Origin of the sequence: Azonexus sp. IMCC34842, assembly GCF_050368855.1 — a bacterium.
Classification (GTDB): Bacteria; Pseudomonadota; Gammaproteobacteria; order Burkholderiales; family Rhodocyclaceae; genus Azonexus; species Azonexus denitrificans_A.
On record NZ_CP178449.1, the window covers coordinates 1,907,747 to 1,924,042 of the forward strand.

At 57.4% G+C, this 16,296-nt stretch carries 18 protein-coding genes; 4 read left to right on the forward strand and 14 right to left on the reverse strand.

The window, feature by feature from the left end; translation table 11 throughout:
• Positions 1-2 precede the first annotated feature (2 nt).
• On the reverse strand, positions 3-602 hold the full coding sequence (rpoE, locus tag ACLIKD_RS09040) for an RNA polymerase sigma factor RpoE (RefSeq protein WP_226414972.1): 600 nt from the start codon (positions 600-602) through the stop codon (positions 3-5).
• Positions 603-773: 171 nt separating this feature from the next.
• Between rpoE and nadB the strand changes: the two genes are divergently transcribed.
• Entirely contained in the window at positions 774-2,351 is a 1,578-nt protein-coding gene (nadB, locus tag ACLIKD_RS09045) for an L-aspartate oxidase (RefSeq protein ID WP_428828051.1), read from the forward strand.
• Here the strand turns inward: nadB and ACLIKD_RS09050 are convergent.
• From ACLIKD_RS09050 to ACLIKD_RS09090, 9 genes are all read right to left on the reverse strand, one after another.
• Positions 2,326-2,763: a protein YgfX gene (locus ACLIKD_RS09050; protein WP_428828052.1), complete on the reverse strand. Its 438-nt coding sequence runs from the start codon at positions 2,761-2,763 to the stop codon at positions 2,326-2,328. The two genes, nadB and ACLIKD_RS09050, sit on opposite strands and share 26 nt — an antisense overlap.
• Positions 2,764-2,785: 22 nt before the next feature.
• Positions 2,786-4,021, reverse strand: a complete 1,236-nt coding sequence (gene fabF / locus ACLIKD_RS09055; RefSeq protein WP_226414983.1) for a beta-ketoacyl-ACP synthase II — start codon at positions 4,019-4,021, stop codon at positions 2,786-2,788.
• A gap of 72 nt (positions 4,022-4,093) precedes the next feature.
• Positions 4,094-4,330 carry an acyl carrier protein gene (gene acpP / locus ACLIKD_RS09060; RefSeq protein WP_066883607.1) on the reverse strand — a complete coding sequence of 79 codons (237 nt, stop codon included), beginning with the start codon at positions 4,328-4,330 and terminating at the stop codon, positions 4,094-4,096.
• 73 nt (positions 4,331-4,403) lie between these two features.
• Positions 4,404-5,144: a 3-oxoacyl-ACP reductase FabG gene (gene fabG, locus ACLIKD_RS09065; protein ID WP_226414986.1), complete on the reverse strand. Its 741-nt coding sequence runs from the start codon at positions 5,142-5,144 to the stop codon at positions 4,404-4,406.
• 3 nt (positions 5,145-5,147) lie between these two features.
• Complete coding sequence (gene fabD, locus ACLIKD_RS09070; RefSeq protein WP_428828053.1) at positions 5,148-6,074, reverse strand: ACP S-malonyltransferase; 927 nt, start codon at positions 6,072-6,074, stop codon at positions 5,148-5,150.
• An 18-nt stretch (positions 6,075-6,092) separates the two neighbouring features.
• A complete protein-coding gene (locus ACLIKD_RS09075; RefSeq protein WP_428828054.1) occupies positions 6,093-7,052 on the reverse strand; it encodes a beta-ketoacyl-ACP synthase III in 960 nt (319 codons plus the stop codon).
• Entirely contained in the window at positions 7,053-8,081 is a 1,029-nt protein-coding gene (gene plsX / locus ACLIKD_RS09080) for a phosphate acyltransferase PlsX (RefSeq protein WP_428828055.1), read from the reverse strand. It abuts the gene before it with no gap.
• A gap of 55 nt (positions 8,082-8,136) precedes the next feature.
• On the reverse strand, positions 8,137-8,316 hold the full coding sequence (rpmF, locus tag ACLIKD_RS09085) for a 50S ribosomal protein L32 (RefSeq protein ID WP_203466559.1): 180 nt from the start codon (positions 8,314-8,316) through the stop codon (positions 8,137-8,139).
• Between the two features lie 18 nt (positions 8,317-8,334).
• Positions 8,335-8,661, reverse strand: coding sequence for a YceD family protein (locus ACLIKD_RS09090; protein ID WP_428828056.1), 327 nt, complete (start codon positions 8,659-8,661; stop codon positions 8,335-8,337).
• A gap of 273 nt (positions 8,662-8,934) precedes the next feature.
• Between ACLIKD_RS09090 and ACLIKD_RS09095 the strand changes: the two genes are divergently transcribed.
• Positions 8,935-9,516 (forward strand): Maf family nucleotide pyrophosphatase, encoded by a 582-nt coding sequence (locus ACLIKD_RS09095; RefSeq protein WP_226415005.1) that lies wholly within the window; start codon positions 8,935-8,937, stop codon positions 9,514-9,516.
• Positions 9,516-10,223, forward strand: coding sequence for an SAM-dependent methyltransferase (locus tag ACLIKD_RS09100; RefSeq protein WP_428828057.1), 708 nt, complete (start codon positions 9,516-9,518; stop codon positions 10,221-10,223). Before ACLIKD_RS09095 ends, ACLIKD_RS09100 begins: the two co-directional genes overlap by 1 nt.
• A gap of 4 nt (positions 10,224-10,227) precedes the next feature.
• Here ACLIKD_RS09100 and ACLIKD_RS09105 read toward each other — a convergent pair whose 3' ends face one another.
• Genes ACLIKD_RS09105 through ACLIKD_RS09120 form a run of 4 tightly spaced genes read right to left on the reverse strand, consistent with a single transcriptional unit; the run spans position 10,228 to position 13,184 of the window.
• Positions 10,228-11,226, reverse strand: coding sequence for a S49 family peptidase (locus tag ACLIKD_RS09105; RefSeq protein ID WP_428828058.1), 999 nt, complete (start codon positions 11,224-11,226; stop codon positions 10,228-10,230).
• Entirely contained in the window at positions 11,183-11,542 is a 360-nt protein-coding gene (locus ACLIKD_RS09110; RefSeq protein ID WP_428828059.1) for a Rieske (2Fe-2S) protein, read from the reverse strand. The genes ACLIKD_RS09105 and ACLIKD_RS09110 overlap by 44 nt, the downstream gene beginning before the upstream one ends.
• The gene (locus tag ACLIKD_RS09115; RefSeq protein ID WP_428828060.1) at positions 11,521-12,171 is read right to left on the reverse strand and encodes an HAD family hydrolase; all 651 of its coding nucleotides are present in this window, start codon (positions 12,169-12,171) and stop codon (positions 11,521-11,523) included. The genes ACLIKD_RS09110 and ACLIKD_RS09115 overlap by 22 nt, the downstream gene beginning before the upstream one ends.
• Positions 12,172-12,176: 5 nt before the next feature.
• Positions 12,177-13,184 carry an RluA family pseudouridine synthase gene (locus ACLIKD_RS09120; RefSeq protein WP_428828061.1) on the reverse strand — a complete coding sequence of 336 codons (1,008 nt, stop codon included), beginning with the start codon at positions 13,182-13,184 and terminating at the stop codon, positions 12,177-12,179.
• 397 nt (positions 13,185-13,581) lie between these two features.
• Here ACLIKD_RS09120 and ACLIKD_RS09125 point away from each other — a divergent pair, with 397 nt between their 5' ends.
• Positions 13,582-16,269, forward strand: coding sequence for an Rne/Rng family ribonuclease (locus ACLIKD_RS09125; protein WP_428828062.1), 2,688 nt, complete (start codon positions 13,582-13,584; stop codon positions 16,267-16,269).
• Positions 16,270-16,296: the final 27 nt, after the last annotated feature.

Here is a 16,296-nt window from a genome sequence, read left to right on the forward strand (position 1 = left end):
CTTCACCAACGTCGATCGGGTGCGATATCCAGCAGCGGACGTAATTTAGCCGCAACCGCTTCGCGCGCCCGGAAAATTCTGGAACGTACGGTTCCAATCGGACAGGCCATGATTCCGGCAATTTCCTCGTATGACATCCCATCTATTTCGCGCAATACGATGGCTGTCCGCAATTCCTCTGGCAAAGCTTCCATTGCCGAATTTACGGTCTGGCCAATCTGCTTCGAGAGAAGCAGACTTTCGGGGGTATTGATGTCGCGCAACTGACTCGCATCTTCAAAGCCCTCCGCCTCCTCGGCGTCGTACTCGGTAGACGTTGGAGCACGCCGACCTTGCGAAACCAGATAATTTTTGGCGGTATTGATGCCAATGCGATAAAGCCAAGTGTAGAAGGCACTATCTCCCCGAAAGGACGGCAAGGCGCGATAAGCCTTGATGAATGCCTCTTGTGAAACATCCTCCACTTCCGCTGGATCGCGAATGAAGCGCGAAAGCAGACGGCCCAACTTGCGCTGGTATTTGCTTACCAACTGGTCGAAGGCGCGCTGATCTCCGCCTTGCGCCCGCTCGACCAGTGCCTGATCGATCTCGCGCTCACTCATGGCTCTCGTTTTCCCTGGGGGTAGTCGTTAGTATGTTTATGAATCGGAGTATAGCTCAGCATTTTTTGAGCAGTAGATAGGGGATTATCCTTAATTGTGACTGTCTGTAACGGGAAGATGGGTTTTCCACGTGCTATATTTCAGTCAAAATAATCCCCCTAGAGAACAGCCGTGCAGAATTTTGATGTCCTTATCATCGGCAGCGGGTTGGCCGGACAGTCGGCCGCCCTCAGGCTAGCCGAGCATTGCCGTGTGGCGCTGGTCAGCAAACGGAGCCTGGAAGACTCGGCATCCGGGTGGGCCCAAGGCGGTATTGCAGCAGTTCTCGACAGCCAGGACTCGATCGAGGCGCACATTCAGGACACCCTGATCGCCGGCGCTTGGCTCAATGATGAACCGGCCACCCGCTTTGTGGTTGAAAACGGTCGCCGCGCCATTGAATGGTTGATCGAACAGGGCGTCCCCTTCACCAAGGACGAAGCGGGGTATCACCTGACCCGCGAAGGCGGCCACAGCGCCCGTCGCGTTATTCACGTCGCCGACGCTACCGGCCTAGCCGTCCAAAATACGCTGACCAAAAAAGTCCGCGCCAATCCGAATATCACGGTACTCGAAAGCCACATCGCCATTGACCTGATTACCGGTGAAAAACTGGGAACCGGAGAAAACCGCTGTTTCGGCGCGTATGTTCTGGATAGTCGCAATGGTGAAGTAATCACGATAGGTGCCCCAAACACGCTACTGGCGACCGGTGGCGCAGGCAAGGTTTATCTCTACACGACCAACCCCGACACCTCGACCGGCGATGGCATTGCCATGGCTTATCGCGCCGGCTGCCGAGTTTCGAACATGGAGTTCATCCAGTTCCATCCGACCTGCCTTTATCATCCACAGGCAAAATCTTTCCTGATTTCCGAAGCGGTTCGTGGCGAAGGCGGCCTGCTCCGTCTGCCCGACGGGACGCGCTTCATGCCTGAACACGATGAACGGGCTGAACTCGCCCCACGCGACATCGTCGCCCGGGCGATCGATTTCGAAATGAAGAAACGCGGCCTCGATTGTGTTTTCCTCGACATCTCGCACAAGGGCGAGGATTTCATCCTCAATCACTTCCCCAACATCCACGCCCGCTGCCTCGAACTCGGCATCGATATCGCACGTGAGCCGATTCCAGTGGTTCCCGCCGCGCATTACACCTGCGGCGGCATCGTCAGCGACCTCAAGGGACGAACCGATGTCGCCAATCTCTACGTCGCGGGCGAGGCTTCCTGTACCGGCCTGCACGGCGCCAACCGACTGGCCTCGAATTCGCTGCTTGAGTGCTTGATTTTCTCGGAAGCGGCAGTCAAGGACATTCTCAGCAGAAAAACAGAGGCCCTACCGGAGCTGCCACTTTGGGATGAAAGCCGCGTCACCGATGCCGACGAAGAAGTGGTCATTTCGCACAACTGGGATGAGTTGCGCCGCTTCATGTGGGATTACGTCGGAATCGTTCGCACCACCAAACGCCTGAAACGGGCCAAACATCGCATTGGCTTGCTGACACGTGAAATCCATGAGTTTTACTCGACATTCCGGGTCAGCCATGACCTGATTGAACTACGCAATCTCGTCGTTACGGCCGATTTGATTGTGCGCTGTGCCATGCAGCGCAAGGAAAGTCGTGGCCTGCACTTTTCCCGCGACTATCCTGAAATGCTGAAAAAGGCGAAAAACACGGTTCTCAAGCGTCGTCGTCCGGCACGTTGAAATCAGCCTGCCAGCGGAGAAACACCCGAAGGCGTCGAAAATCCTGTCGATTCAGCGAATCGACGGTAGCAATCAGCGTATGACACTGTCCGTTGTCGGCTACCAACCTGATGATGGTCAACCACGGATGAACCGTTGCCCCCGGCAGCAAGCGGGTCGCCAGGAAATCACTTTCACGAATGCCACGAATGGAAACCTGCCCGGCACGCTCGAGACGAATTGCTGAAAGCTTCGGCGACATCTGCCGCCAGGCTAGTCCAAAAAGTAGCCAGGTCGCCATCACAAACGCCAGCTGAACTAGGGGCGATTGTCGAAAAGCCAGCGCCGCAGCGGTTGCCGAGAAAGCGGCAAGAAGCAAAGCCGCATCCAGAAAACGAGAACGGTGCAGTCCGATGGTAATCGGAAACTGCACCGTTTTTACCTGACGTGCCGGATCAGACGCGCTGGAATACCAGCGAACCGTTGGTGCCGCCGAAGCCGAAATTATTCTTCAGCGCAATATCAATTTTCATTTTCCGTGCCGTATTGGCGCAGTAATCAAGATCGCATTCCGGATCCTGATTGAAAATATTGATGGTTGGCGGCGAGATCTGATGATGAATGGCAAGGACCGTAAATAACGACTCGATACCGCCAGCACCACCCAACAAATGCCCAGTCATCGACTTGGTCGAATTGACCACCACCTTGTAGGCACTATCACCAAACGCCAGCTTGATGGCCGCCGTTTCGTTTTTGTCGCCGAGGGGGGTCGAAGTACCGTGGGCATTCAGATACTGCACATCAGACGGCCCAACGCCGGCATTTTTCAGGGCGTTCAGCATGCTACGCCGTGGGCCATCGGTATCCGGAGCCGTAATGTGGTGGGCATCAGCACTCATGCCAAAGCCGGTTAGCTCGGCATAGATCTTGGCGCCACGGGCCTTGGCATGCTCATACTCCTCAAGAACCATGACCCCAGCCCCCTCGCCCAAGACGAATCCATCGCGATCCTTGTCCCACGGACGACTGGCGGTTGCCGGATCGTCATTGCGGGTGGACAGCGCGCGAGCGGCACAGAACCCCCCCATACCGAGCGGCGACACCGTAGACTCGGCACCGCCAGCAACCATCACGTCGGCATCGCCGTACTCGATGATCCGGGCAGCGTCGCCAATGGAGTGCGTCCCCGTGGTACAAGCTGAAACGAGGGCGATATTCGGCCCCTTGAAGCCATACATGATGGACAGGTTGCCGGAAATCATGTTGATGATTGATCCCGGCACGAAGAACGGGGAAACCTTACGGACACCGCCGGCGATGTACTCTTCCTTGGTCGCTTCGATCAGTGGCAGACCACCAATTCCTGAACCAATGGCGACGCCAACGCGCTCGAGATCGGCCACGTTTTCCTGATCCAGGCCTGCATCACGCACAGCCTGAATGCCGGCCGCCATGCCGAAATGAATGAAAGTATCCATTCGACGGGCATCCTTGGCCGAGATATAGCTGGCGATATCAAAATTCTTGACCTCGCCGGCAATCTGAACCGGAAAGGTAGATGCATCGAACTTGGTGACATGGGCGATGCCGGAGCGGCCGGCCAGAATATTCTGCCAAGCCTCTTCGACGGTGTTTCCGACCGGGCTAACGATACCCAGTCCGGTAATTACGACTCTGCGACGTGCCAAGGTTCACTCCGAAAGCAAATGTGGCAAGGCCGGCCATGGAGGCCGGCCTTGCCTAGGGCAACCAGAATTGGTTTATTTTTTGTTGGCGAGGATGAAATCGACTGCCTGCTGGACCGTGGTGATCTTCTCAGCCTGGTCGTCAGGGATTTCGCACTCGAATTCTTCTTCCAGTGCCATGACCAGTTCGACGGTGTCCAGGGAATCCGCGCCCAGATCGTCCACAAAGGAGGACTCATTCTTGATGTCCGCTTCGTTCACGCCCAGTTGTTCGGCGACGATCTTCTTGACGCGCTCTACGATGTTATCCATTAGAAAAACTCCTTCCCCTCAGGGGTACGAAAAAAAACGTTGCAAGTTTACCAAAAGCCGAGGCTTCCGGGAATTAATCCATAAACATGCCGCCATTCACATGCACTGTCGTGCCCGTGATGTAGGCGGCGGTCGGGGATACGAGAAAACTGACAGCACCGGCGATATCTTCCGGCGTTCCAGCTCGACCAAGAGGAATTGAGGCAAGCATAGCCTTCTTTTGCTCTTCGGTCAGTGCATGTGTCATGTCGGTGGCAATAAAGCCCGGCGCAACACAATTAACAGTGATGTTACGGCTACCCAGTTCGCGAGCCAGCGAACGGGACATTCCCGCAACGCCGGCCTTGGCGGCGCAATAATTAGCCTGTCCGGCATTTCCGGAATAGCCAACGACCGACGTGACATTGACGATACGACCGAAACGCGCCTTCATCATGCCCCGCATGACGCCGCGCGACATGCGGAAAACCGCCTTGAGATTAGTGTCGATTACGGCATCCCACTCGTCGTCACCCATGCGCATGGCCAGATTGTCACGAGTAATCCCGGCATTATTGACGAGAATCGTTATGGCACCGAAATCCGCAACGATATCACCAAGTACCGAGTCGGTCTGGGCCGCATCGCATACATTGAGAGCCACGCCCTTCCCTTTCAGGCCAGCTTCGGCAAGAAAGGCAGAAATCTTTGCCGCTCCATCATCGCTAGTGGCCGTGCCGATAACGGTAGCGCCACGCTTGCCGAGTTCCAGCGCAATGGCACGACCGATGCCGCGTGTGGCACCGGTAACCAGCGCAATCTTGTCATTCAGCATCAACTACTCCAGACCGAGGTTGGCATCGATAGCTAAGATATCGGCCAGGGCAACGCCGGTCACGCCGTCAGCACAGCGCTTGCTCAGACCAGCCAACACCTTGCCCGGACCGCATTCGGCGATCGTCGTGACCCCCATTGCGGCCATCGACTGAATCGTCTCAACCCAGCGAACCGGATTGTAGGCCTGGCGGACCAACGCATCCTTGATACGAACCGGATCGCTTTCGATCGTCACATCCACGTTGTTGATTACCGGAATCGCCGGCACACGCAGAGTCAACTCAGCCAGGCGCGCCGCCAGTTTGTCGGCGGCAGGACGAATTAACGAGGAGTGGAAAGGCGCCGATACCGGCAAGGCCTTGACCATCTTGGCGCCGCGAGCCTTGCAGGCTTCCATGGCACGCTCGACGGCAGCCTTGTGACCAGCAATCACGGTCTGCCCTTGGGCATTGAAATTGACTGGCTCAACAACTTCACCTTGAGCCGCTTCGACGCAGGCTTCAGCAATACGGGCGTTGTCCAGCCCCAGCACCGCCGCCATACCTCCTGTTCCAAGCGGCACGGCGGCCTGCATGGCGGCAGCACGCAAGCGAACCAGCGGTACGGCCTCCTTGAGCTCAAGGACGTTGGCAGCGACCAGCGCCGAGTATTCGCCCAGGCTGTGACCGGCCAGAACGACGGGCTTGCGCCCGCCCTTTTCCAGCCACAGGCGCCAGGCGGCGATGCCTGCCGTCAACATCACCGGCTGGGTATTAACCGTCTGAGTCAGCACGTCGGCCGGCCCTTCGGCAACCATCGCCCAAAGGTCATCACCGAGAGCGGCCGAAGCTTCATCAAAGGTGGCGCGCACCACGGCAGAATCGCCATAGGCAGCCATCATGCCAACGCTCTGTGAGCCTTGGCCGGGAAATACGAAAGCAAAAGACATGTTTGTCCGTCTCCTGAATCAGAATTCGAGCAGGGCAGCGCCCCAGGTAAAGCCTCCGCCAACACCCTCCAGCAGCACTTTCTGGCCGCGCTGGATGCGTCCGTCACGCACCGCCTCATCGAGTGCCAGTGGCACGGAGGCTGCCGAGGTATTGCCGTGACGATCAACAGTCACGATGACCTTGCTACGGTCGACACCAAGTTTTTTTCCCGTCGCATCGATGATGCGAATATTGGCCTGATGCGGAATCAGCCAGTCAACGTCACCGGTCTGAATGCCAGCTGACTGACAGACTTCTTCAGCAACATCCGCCAGCACCCGGACAGCAAACTTGAAGACGGCAGGACCATCCATACGCAGAAATGGGTCGCCAGTTACCTGTCCGCCACTAATCTGGCCGGGAACATTCAGAATGCCATTCTGGCTACCGTCGGCATGCATCGCAGTAGCGAGAATTCCGGGCGTATCCGAGGCTTCAAGCACGACAGCACCGGCACCGTCACCGAATAGCACGCAGGTGCCACGATCGGTCCAGTCGAGGATCCGTGAAAAGACCTCGGCACCAATGATCAGCGCTTTTTTGTGACTACCGGAGCGAATAAATTTGTCGGCAATCCCCAGTGCATAGGTAAAACCGCTGCAAACCGCCTGCACATCAAAAGCCGCCGCCCCTTTGTTACCTAACTGCCCTTGAATCAGACAGGCGGTACTGGGGAAAATAAAGTCCGGCGTCGAGGTAGCGACAATGATCAGATCAATTTCGCTGGCTGCAACACCGGCCATTTCCAGAGCACGCTGCGCCGCCACCAAACCCAGTTCGCTGGAGGTAGTGCCCGGAGCAGCAAGGTAGCGACTGCGAATACCGGTACGCGTGACGATCCATTCATCATTGGTATCGATGCCACGCGCAGCCAGATCGTGGTTACTTACGGGGTTTCCGGGAAGGCAGCTGCCCGTACCGATCAGACGTGCATACATTCAGACACTCTCCACAGCGACGGCTTTAACCGCAGCCATCTGGGCCATACGCCCGGTAATACGCTCCAGAACACGATTTTCCGCAGCATCGAAGGCGCGCGAAATCGCGTTACCGAAGGCCATCACATCAGCCGAACCGTGGCTCTTGACTGAAATCCCCTTGAGTCCGAGAAGAATGGCCCCGTTGTAACGCCGATGGTCAAAACGCTTCTTGAAGTTATTGAGGACGGAAATGGCAATCAATGCGGCAATTTTCGTTAACCAGTTGCGTTTGAACTCGCTACGCAACGAAGAGGCCAACATCTGCGCCAGACCTTCGGAAGTCTTCAAGGCAACATTACCGACAAAGCCGTCGCAAACGATCACATCAGCTTCGCCTTTGAAAATTCCGTCACCCTCGACATTACCGACAAAGTTGAGATCGGATCTACGCAACAGTTCGGCCGCCGCTTTGACAACCTCGTTGCCCTTGATCTCCTCCTCACCAATATTGAGGATGCCGACAGTCGGCCGATCCTTGTGCTCCATGGCGGCCACCAGCATGGCCCCCATGATGCCGAACTGCAGCAAATGTTCCGGCCCACAATCGACGTTGGCGCCCAAATCGAGCATGTGCGTATGACCGTTGATTGTCGGCAGTGGCGCGCAGATGGCGGGGCGATCGATGCCGGGCAGCATTTTCAGCACGAACCGGGAAATTGCCATCAGCGCCCCGGTATTACCTGCAGAAACGCAGGCGTCAGCGTCCCCGGCCTTGACCAGGTTGACGGCGACGCGCATAGACGAGTCCTTCTTGCCGCGCAGGGCGAGCGATGGCGACTCGTCCATGCCAACCACCTCCGAGGCATGGACCAGACGCAGACGAGGATTTTCGGCATGGCTGCCAAGCAAGGGGCGCAAAACCTCCTCCTGACCCACCAGGATGAGATTTGCTGCCGTTTGCTCCGCAAGAAACTGGATAGCCGCCGGAACCGTTACAGACGGCCCGTGGTCACCCCCCATGCAATCAATAGCAATGCGGGTTGTCATAACAAAAGAAAAGGCAGGCGGTCCGAAACGAACCGCCTGCCCCTTCAATGAACGATTACTCGCCCTTTGCCTTCAGGACTTTCTTGCCACGGTAAAACCCGTTGGGAGAAATGTGGTGACGCAGATGCGTCTCGCCCGTGGTCGGCTCGACAGCCAGCGGCGGTGCGACGAGGAAATCGTGAGCGCGATGCATGCCACGCTTGGAAGGGGATTTTTTGTTCTGTTGAACGGCCATGTTGATACTCCAAAAAAATCAGTTCGGCTTGCCTTTAAGCCCGGCCAATGTTGCAAACGGACGAACCCGTTCGCCGGCATCGGCTGCGCCAGGCAAACCACATTTTTCGTGCCGCGGCGCGACTGGCAGAGCCAGGAGAATTTCATCCTCCACCAACTCAACCACATCCAGTTCGCGAGCCACCGGCAGGAAATCCCGGGTGTCGTCTTCCAGCTCATCTTGCGACAAGTCGGCGCCTTCAGGAACGAGTTCCAGCAGGCTGTCGACATCGAGTTCATGAGGAACGGCGTTCAGGCAGCGCTGACAGGCCAGCGGGATAACTCCCGAAACCTCCAGATGCAGCATGCACTCTCCGCGCGCCCCCTGAGACCCCTGAAGGCGGAAAGATACCTCTCCCTCCACCTCGGTCAGCAGATCATGCAGACGCTCAAGGACAGAGACTGGCAGCGTTCCCTCAAGAACACGGCCTTCCCTAGCAAAAACAAAAGCGTCTGAAATTCTTTTCAATGTTGAGCTGTTACGACTTAAACCCTAGATGATATTATTTTTGGCTTTCCAAGTCAAAACAAAGTGCTGCTTCAAGAAGTAATCGCAACACCTTGTTGTAACGAGCCTTTCATGCCACCAAAACTAATTCTCGCGTCAACCTCGCCCTACCGGCGGGAGTTGCTGGGCCGTCTCGGGCTGCCTTTTGAAGTCGCCAACCCGCAAACCGATGAAAGCCCCCTCGCCGGTGAAACACCTGAGGCCATGGCTTTGCGCCTGTCTGAAGCCAAGGCACGAGCAGTTGCTGAAGCATATCCGGATGCCCTGATCATCGGTAGCGACCAGGTCGCTACAGTCGATGGTGAAATCTATGGCAAGCCCGGCACCCACGAGCGCGCCGTCGAGCAACTGCGAGCCCTGTCGGGGAAAACCGTTAATTTTTTCACTGGCCTCTGCCTGTTCAATTCAAGGACCGGCGAAGCCGATGTGCATGGCGTTCCGACACTGGTAACTTTTCGCCAACTGCGCGACACGGAAATTGAGAACTATCTCCGCCGCGAGCCCGCCTACAACTGCGCCGGCTCGGCCAAATCAGAGGGCCTTGGCATCGCCCTGCTGAGCAGCATGAAGGGGGAAGATCCCAACGCCCTGGTTGGTTTGCCACTGATTGCGCTATGCGACATGCTGCGACGTCAGGGCATGGCGATACTTTGATGCCGGGCACACTCTACCTGATACCCGTACCGCTGGGGCCAACGGCTCCAGCGGAATCCTTGCCAGCCAATGTATTGGCGACAATCAAGCCATTGACACATTTCGTCGTCGAACAGGCCAAGACAGCCCGCGCCTTTCTCAAGGCAGCGGGGACCGATACCCCCCTGCAGGAATTGACACTGGTGGAGCTTAACGAGCACACCAAGACCAACGAGCTCGACCTTCTGCTCGCCCCCTTGCGTGCCGGCCACGACGTCGGCCTGCTCTCCGAGGCCGGCTGCCCCGCTGTCGCCGACCCCGGGGCAAATCTGGTGGCACTGGCGCAAAAGGAAAACATCCGCGTCGTTCCGCTCATCGGCCCCTCGTCGCTACTGCTCGCCCTAATGGCCTCAGGCTTGAATGGTCAGCGCTTTGCCTTTCAAGGCTACCTGCCGGCCAAGGAAGCCGACCGAAGCAAAGCCCTGAAAGAGCTCGAAAGCGAATCCAGAAAACGGCAGCAAACGCAAATTTTCATCGAGACGCCATATCGCAACCGGCAAATGTTCGACAGCATCCTGCAAGCCTGCCAACCGGGAACTCGCCTGGCTGTCGCAACCGACCTCACGCTACCCGGCGAATCGGTACTGACGCGAACAATCCAGCAATGGAAAAAACAAACGCCACCCGAAATCGAGCGGCGTCCGTCAGTCTTCCTTCTGCTCGCCTAAGCCGCTACTGAAGACGAACGCCCTGGGCGCTTTCCGAAAAGCCATTCCAGAATCCGGCAAAGGTGCTTGCCCCCAATCGCTTGGCAAAGCGTTCAGCGATATTGTCCTTGACCGAGTAATCAAGGACTTTTTCCGCCTTGATGACATCGCGCGCCACTGAATCCACGCTACCAAAACCATCGGCAAGGCCAAGCTCGACGCTTTGCGCGCCCGTCCACATCAAGCCCGAGAACATCTCCGGGGATTCTTTCAGCCGCTTGCCGCGACCAGCCTTTACGACATCGATGAATTGCTGATGAATATCGTTGAGCAAAAGCTGCGCATGCTCCTTGTGCTGCGGAGCCTGAGGTGAAAACGGGTCGAGGAAGCCCTTGTTTGCACCGGCCGTCAGCAACCGGCGCTCGACACCCAACTTGTCCATCGTGCCGGTAAAACCAAAGCCATCCATCAGCACGCCAATCGAACCAACGATGCTGGCCTTGTCTACATAAATCTTGTCAGCCGCAGCGGCCACGTAGTAACCACCCGAAGCACACATATCCTCGACGACTGCGTATAACTGCTTGTCCGGATACTTGCCGCGCAAGCGCCGGATCTCGTCATTGACAATCCCAGCCTGAACCGGACTACCGCCTGGACTATTGATGCGCAAGATTACTCCGACCGCATTCTTGGCCTCGAAAGCACCGTTGAGTGCCGCGATCAGATCTTCTCCGTTGGCCTCACCCTTGGCCTGGATGACGCCATTCAGATTGACCAGTGCCGTGTGCCGCTCCAAATGTTCGGCATCAGCCCCCCAATCGACAACCGCAACCATGACGACAAGCAGGTAGGCAAAGCCAAGAAACTTGAAAAATATTCCCCAACGCCGCCGCAAGCGCTGCTCCTGCAGCGCCGAGAAGGCCAGTTTTTCCAGCGCCAGGCGTTCCCAGCCAGGTGCATTGTTGGGTGTTTGGGGGTTATCCATGATTATTCTGTTGATCCAAATATATGAGTCCTGCAATTTCGCGGACCCTTAGAGGTTTCAAACCTTTTCCCTGGCAGCGTCCACCGAGACATCTGCCGGATTCCGGAGCATAAAGTGCGCCATGAATCGAGCAAATCAAGTATAGCTTGGAATTATCAAAGAACTCCCCAGGTTGCCAATCAAGCTCCGCCGGAACATGCGCACATTCATTCAAATAGGCATAAACACCACCCTTGTAGCGAATGACAAAGGCCGGCACATCCCGTTGATGGCGCCTTATCGTAAACCTGAATCCCTTACCCACCTCGACCACTTCATGACTAGCGCAGATCAGGCGAAGTTCTTCAGCCACTGATCGAGCTCCTGAACCGTATGCAGACAAGCCAGCGGTCTGCACTCCAGCAAGTGGTCATGGGGATGCGCGCCATAGGTCACCGCCAGACTATCGACACCGGCATTGCTGGCCATCAGCAAATCGTGCGAAGTGTCACCGATCATTATCGTGGCTTCGGGGGCAATCTCGCATTCCGCCATCAGTTCTTCCAGCATCTGCGGATGCGGCTTGGAATGACATTCGTCGGCGCAGCGCGAAGTCTGAAACAGCGGACGCAGCCCGGAATGATCAAGCGTCCGGTCAAGACCGGGACGACTTTTTCCCGTCGCGACCGCCAGGATATGCCCAGCGGCCTGCAGACGGGCGAGCATTTCACGCACCCCGGCAAACAGATTCAACTCGTGGTCGCTTGACAGGTAATGAAAGCGATAACGCTCGATCATTTCCTGATAGCGCTCAAGCGGCAGATCGGGAACCGCATGGCGCAAGGCATCAGACAAGCCAAGCCCGATCACATGGCGGGCGCGCGCATCATCCGGGATCGCCAGACCAAGGTCGCGACAGGCCGACTGTATGGCATTAACAATGGCCCCTGCCGAATCGAGCAAGGTGCCATCCCAATCAAAAACGACCAGTTCGTATTTCATTGACTTCAACAACCCTTCGCTAAAATATCCGCCAGATTCTCGGCGGTGAATTCTCGTACATTTTGCTGGTCGACCACCGCGATGTAGCTCCTTATGCCGTCCGGCAAAGGCGCGACGCACTCCAGCGGCGCCGCCGAAAGCGGATGTCGAAACGCCATGCGCCAAGCGTGCAGCGCCATGCGTTTGAGGCCGTTACGCTTGCTCTCTCGATTCAGAGCGAAATCACCATATTTTTCGTCACCGAGAATGGGAAAACCAAGGTGCGCCAGATGGACACGAATTTGATGGGTCCGTCCGGTTTTTAGCTGGGCTTCAAGCAAGCTCATCTCCGGCCAGCGCGCCAGCAGGCGAAACACCGTATGCGATGGCTTGCCCTCAGGGTTCACCGAGACGCGGCGCTCACCACTGTCCGTCAGATATTTATACAGCGGCAACTTGACGTGTTGGGTCGTGTTCATCCAGCGCCCCTTGACCAGAACCAGGTAACGCTTGTCCGCCCCGGCCCCGTGCTCACGGAACATGTCGTGGAGCGCCGTCAATGCCAGCCGCTTCTTGCCGACCAGCAGCACACCCGAGGTTTCACGGTCGAGGCGGTGGGCCAACTCAAGGAACTTGGCTTGCGGCCGTTGCCGACGCAGTGCCTCAATAACGCCAAAACTGACCCCGCTACCGCCGTGCACCGCAATCCCTTCCGGTTTGTCGATAACCAGCATGGATTCATCTTCGTAGATGATCGGCAGATCGACCCGTTGCTTGGCGGCTTCGTCGACCTCATTCTGCGGCCGTTCGGCAATGCGAATAGGTGGAACGCGCAGTTTATCGCCGGCGCACAGGCGGTAGGTCGCATCGACCCGGCCGCTATTTACCCGCACCTCGCCACTACGCAGAATGCGGTAAAGATGGCTTTTTGGAACACCCTTGCAATGCCGGATCAGGAAGTTATCCAATCGCTGGCCCTGCTGCTCTTCGTCGATCACCAGATGGGTGACTGAATAGTTACCAGCGCTGTTCATTTTCTAATATACTGCCCACGTTTTACGTCTCGGTTTGCAAGAGATTCAGAACCGTCAGACCGTTTGCCTCGTGCATAAAGCGCGACTGCCACGCGGCAGGCTCCGAAGCCTCACTTGTGCGACTTGTACAAGCCAGACCAACGTAAAACGACTGGTTAAGTTCACTCACCAAAAGTAGTGATGTTAATGGATTAGCCCGCCGTAAGCACGCACGGATTGCCCGTTGCAGGAATTTTCAGGTTGCGCATTTCAATAAAAAACACGCGACCGTTTGTTGATCAGCACTTTCATCATCGCCTTTGCCATTTACCCATGACGCAACCCGATAACTGAAACTGTCGCTGCCTGTACGGGTGTTCCGTTGCAGCGTGCCCAAGCGCGCTGGAGCCCCAATACAATGAAACGCATGCTATTCAATGCGACACAGGCGGAAGAACTCCGTGTCGCCATTGTCGATGGTCAGAAACTGATTGACCTCGACATTGAGTCCGCCGCCAAAGAGCAACGCAAGAGCAACATTTACAAGGGTGTCATTACCCGCATCGAACCCAGCCTCGAAGCGTGCTTCGTCGACTACGGTGCCGATCGCCACGGTTTTCTCCCATTCAAGGAAATTTCTCGCGCCTACTTCCAACCCGGCGTCGAGGTAAGTCGCGCCAAGATCAACGAAGCGCTGAAAGAAGGCCAGGAACTGATCGTTCAGGTCGACAAGGACGAGCGTGGCAACAAGGGCGCCGCCCTGACCACCTACGTTTCGCTGGCCGGCCGATATCTGGTCCTGATGCCGAACAATCCGCGCGGCGGCGGCGTTTCCCGTCGCGTTGACGGCGACGAACGCACCGAACTGCGCGAAGTCATGGATCAGCTTGAAGTCCCCAACGGCATGAGCCTGATCGCCCGTACCGCTGCCATCGGCCGCCAATCCGAAGAATTGCAGTGGGACTTGAACTACCTGCTGCAACTTTGGACCGCCATCGAAGGCGCCGCCAAGCAACAAAACGGCGCCTTCCTGATTTACCTGGAAGGTAGCTTGGTCATTCGTGCCATTCGCGACTACTTCCATTCGGAAATCGGCGAAATCCTCATCGACACCGACGAAGTCTATGACCAGGCCCGCGCCTTCATGGGTACGGTGATGCCGGCCAACATCAATCGCGTCAAACGCTATCGCGACGATGTTCCCCTGTTCTCACGCTTCCAGATCGAGCACCAGATCGAAACGGCGTTTGTCCGTCAGGTAAACCTGCCGTCCGGTGGCGCCATCGTCATCGACCATACCGAAGCACTGGTTGCGGTCGACGTCAACTCAGGTCGCGCCACCAAGGGTGCCGACATCGAAGAAACCGCCTTCAAGACCAATCTGGAAGCGGCTGAAGAGCTGGCCCGCCAGTTGCGCCTGCGCGACCTTGGCGGCCTGATCGTCATCGACTTCATCGACATGGAAAACCAGCGCAACCAGCGCGAGGTCGAAAACCGGCTGCGCGATGCGCTGCGTTTCGACCGGGCCCGTGTCCAGATGGGCAAGATCAGCCGCTTCGGCCTGATGGAACTGTCCCGTCAGCGCCTGCGCCCTGCCCTGGCTGAAACCAGCTACATCTCCTGCCCGCGCTGCACCGGCACTGGACACATCCGCTCCACTGAATCCGCTGCGCTGCACATCCTGCGCATCCTGGAAGAAGAGGCGATGAAGGAAAACACCGGTGCCGTGCATGTCCAGGTCCCGGTCGATGTCGCTACCTTCCTGCTCAACGAAAAGCGCCCGGATATCCAGGCCGTCGAGCTGCGCCACAAGGTCACCATCCTGCTGATTCCAAACGTTCATCTCGAAACCCCGGCGCACACGATTACCCGCCTGCGCCACGATGACCTGAACAACGAGGAAATCCGCGAGCCGTCCTACAAGATGGTCGACATGCCGCTGGAGGAAGCCATCAAGCAAGCGACCCAGATGGAAGCCGCCAAACCCCGTCAGGAAGCGGTCGTCAAGGGCATCTCTCCGGATCAGCCGGCCCCGATGATGGCCGAAAGAATTGTTGAAGTTGCCTCAACGACTCCAGCCCAGAGCGATAGCGGCTTGATCTCCAAGATCATGTCCTGGTTCCGCACCCCGCCCAAGGCGGTTGAACCGGCTCCGGCGCCCGCACCGGCGAAGAAAGCTCGCGAGGGCCGTAACGATGGCCGTCGTGAGCGCGGCGAAGGCCGTGGCGATAACCGCCGCGGTGGCCGCAACGGCAACCAGGAGCGTAGCGAACGTGGTGAACGTCCGGAACGGGGCAATCGCAACGAACGCAACGCTGAAAAGGCACCGCGCGAGGAGTCGGCCGCAGCCACCGGCGAACGTCCGGAACGTCAGGAACGCCGTCCGCGCGGAGAACGCAAAGAACGCCGCGAGCGCCAGCAACCTGAAGTCGTCGAAAACAAGTTGACGCCTGAAGTTGCAGCCGCCGAGGTTACGGCGAACAATGCGGCGATCAACGCCCCCGAAGGTCAGGAAAGCGGCAACGGAGAAGAACAAGGCGCCCGTCGCCGTGGTCGCCGTGGCGGCCGTGGTCGTAGCGAACGTCGCAACGAAACCGACAGCGCCACCGCGGCACCGGTTGCCCAGGACAACAGCTCGATGGCCGACGAAGCCATTGCTCCGCCGGTCAGCCAGGAGCCACTGGTTGTCGTAATCCCGGCCGCCGAAGCCGAAGCTCCTGCTCCGGTCGAAGCATCTGCCCCGGCAGCGCAGCCTGAAGTCGTTGCGGAAGTCCCGCCAGTCGAGGAAAAACCTGCACCGGTCGTCGCTGAAATCGCATCGGTTGCTATTGAACCCGCCCCCGTTGTTGCTGCACCGGTTGAAGCTGTCGCAGTTGAGATTGTGGAAACCGTTGAAGTTGCAGCCCCACCGGCACCGACCGTAGTCGTTGCGACAGTCAATCTGGAAAAATCCCTGGTCGAAAGCGGCCTGGTATTGGTCCAGACCACGGCACCGGCAGTTATCGCCCAGGAACCGCCGGTCAAGCTTGGTCGTCCGCGCAAGCAGAAGCCGGCTGGCGAACAGGCCGAGGCAGCACCGCTGGTGATGGTTGAAACAGGCAAGTAAAACGCCTGCACTAAAAAAGAAGGGGCG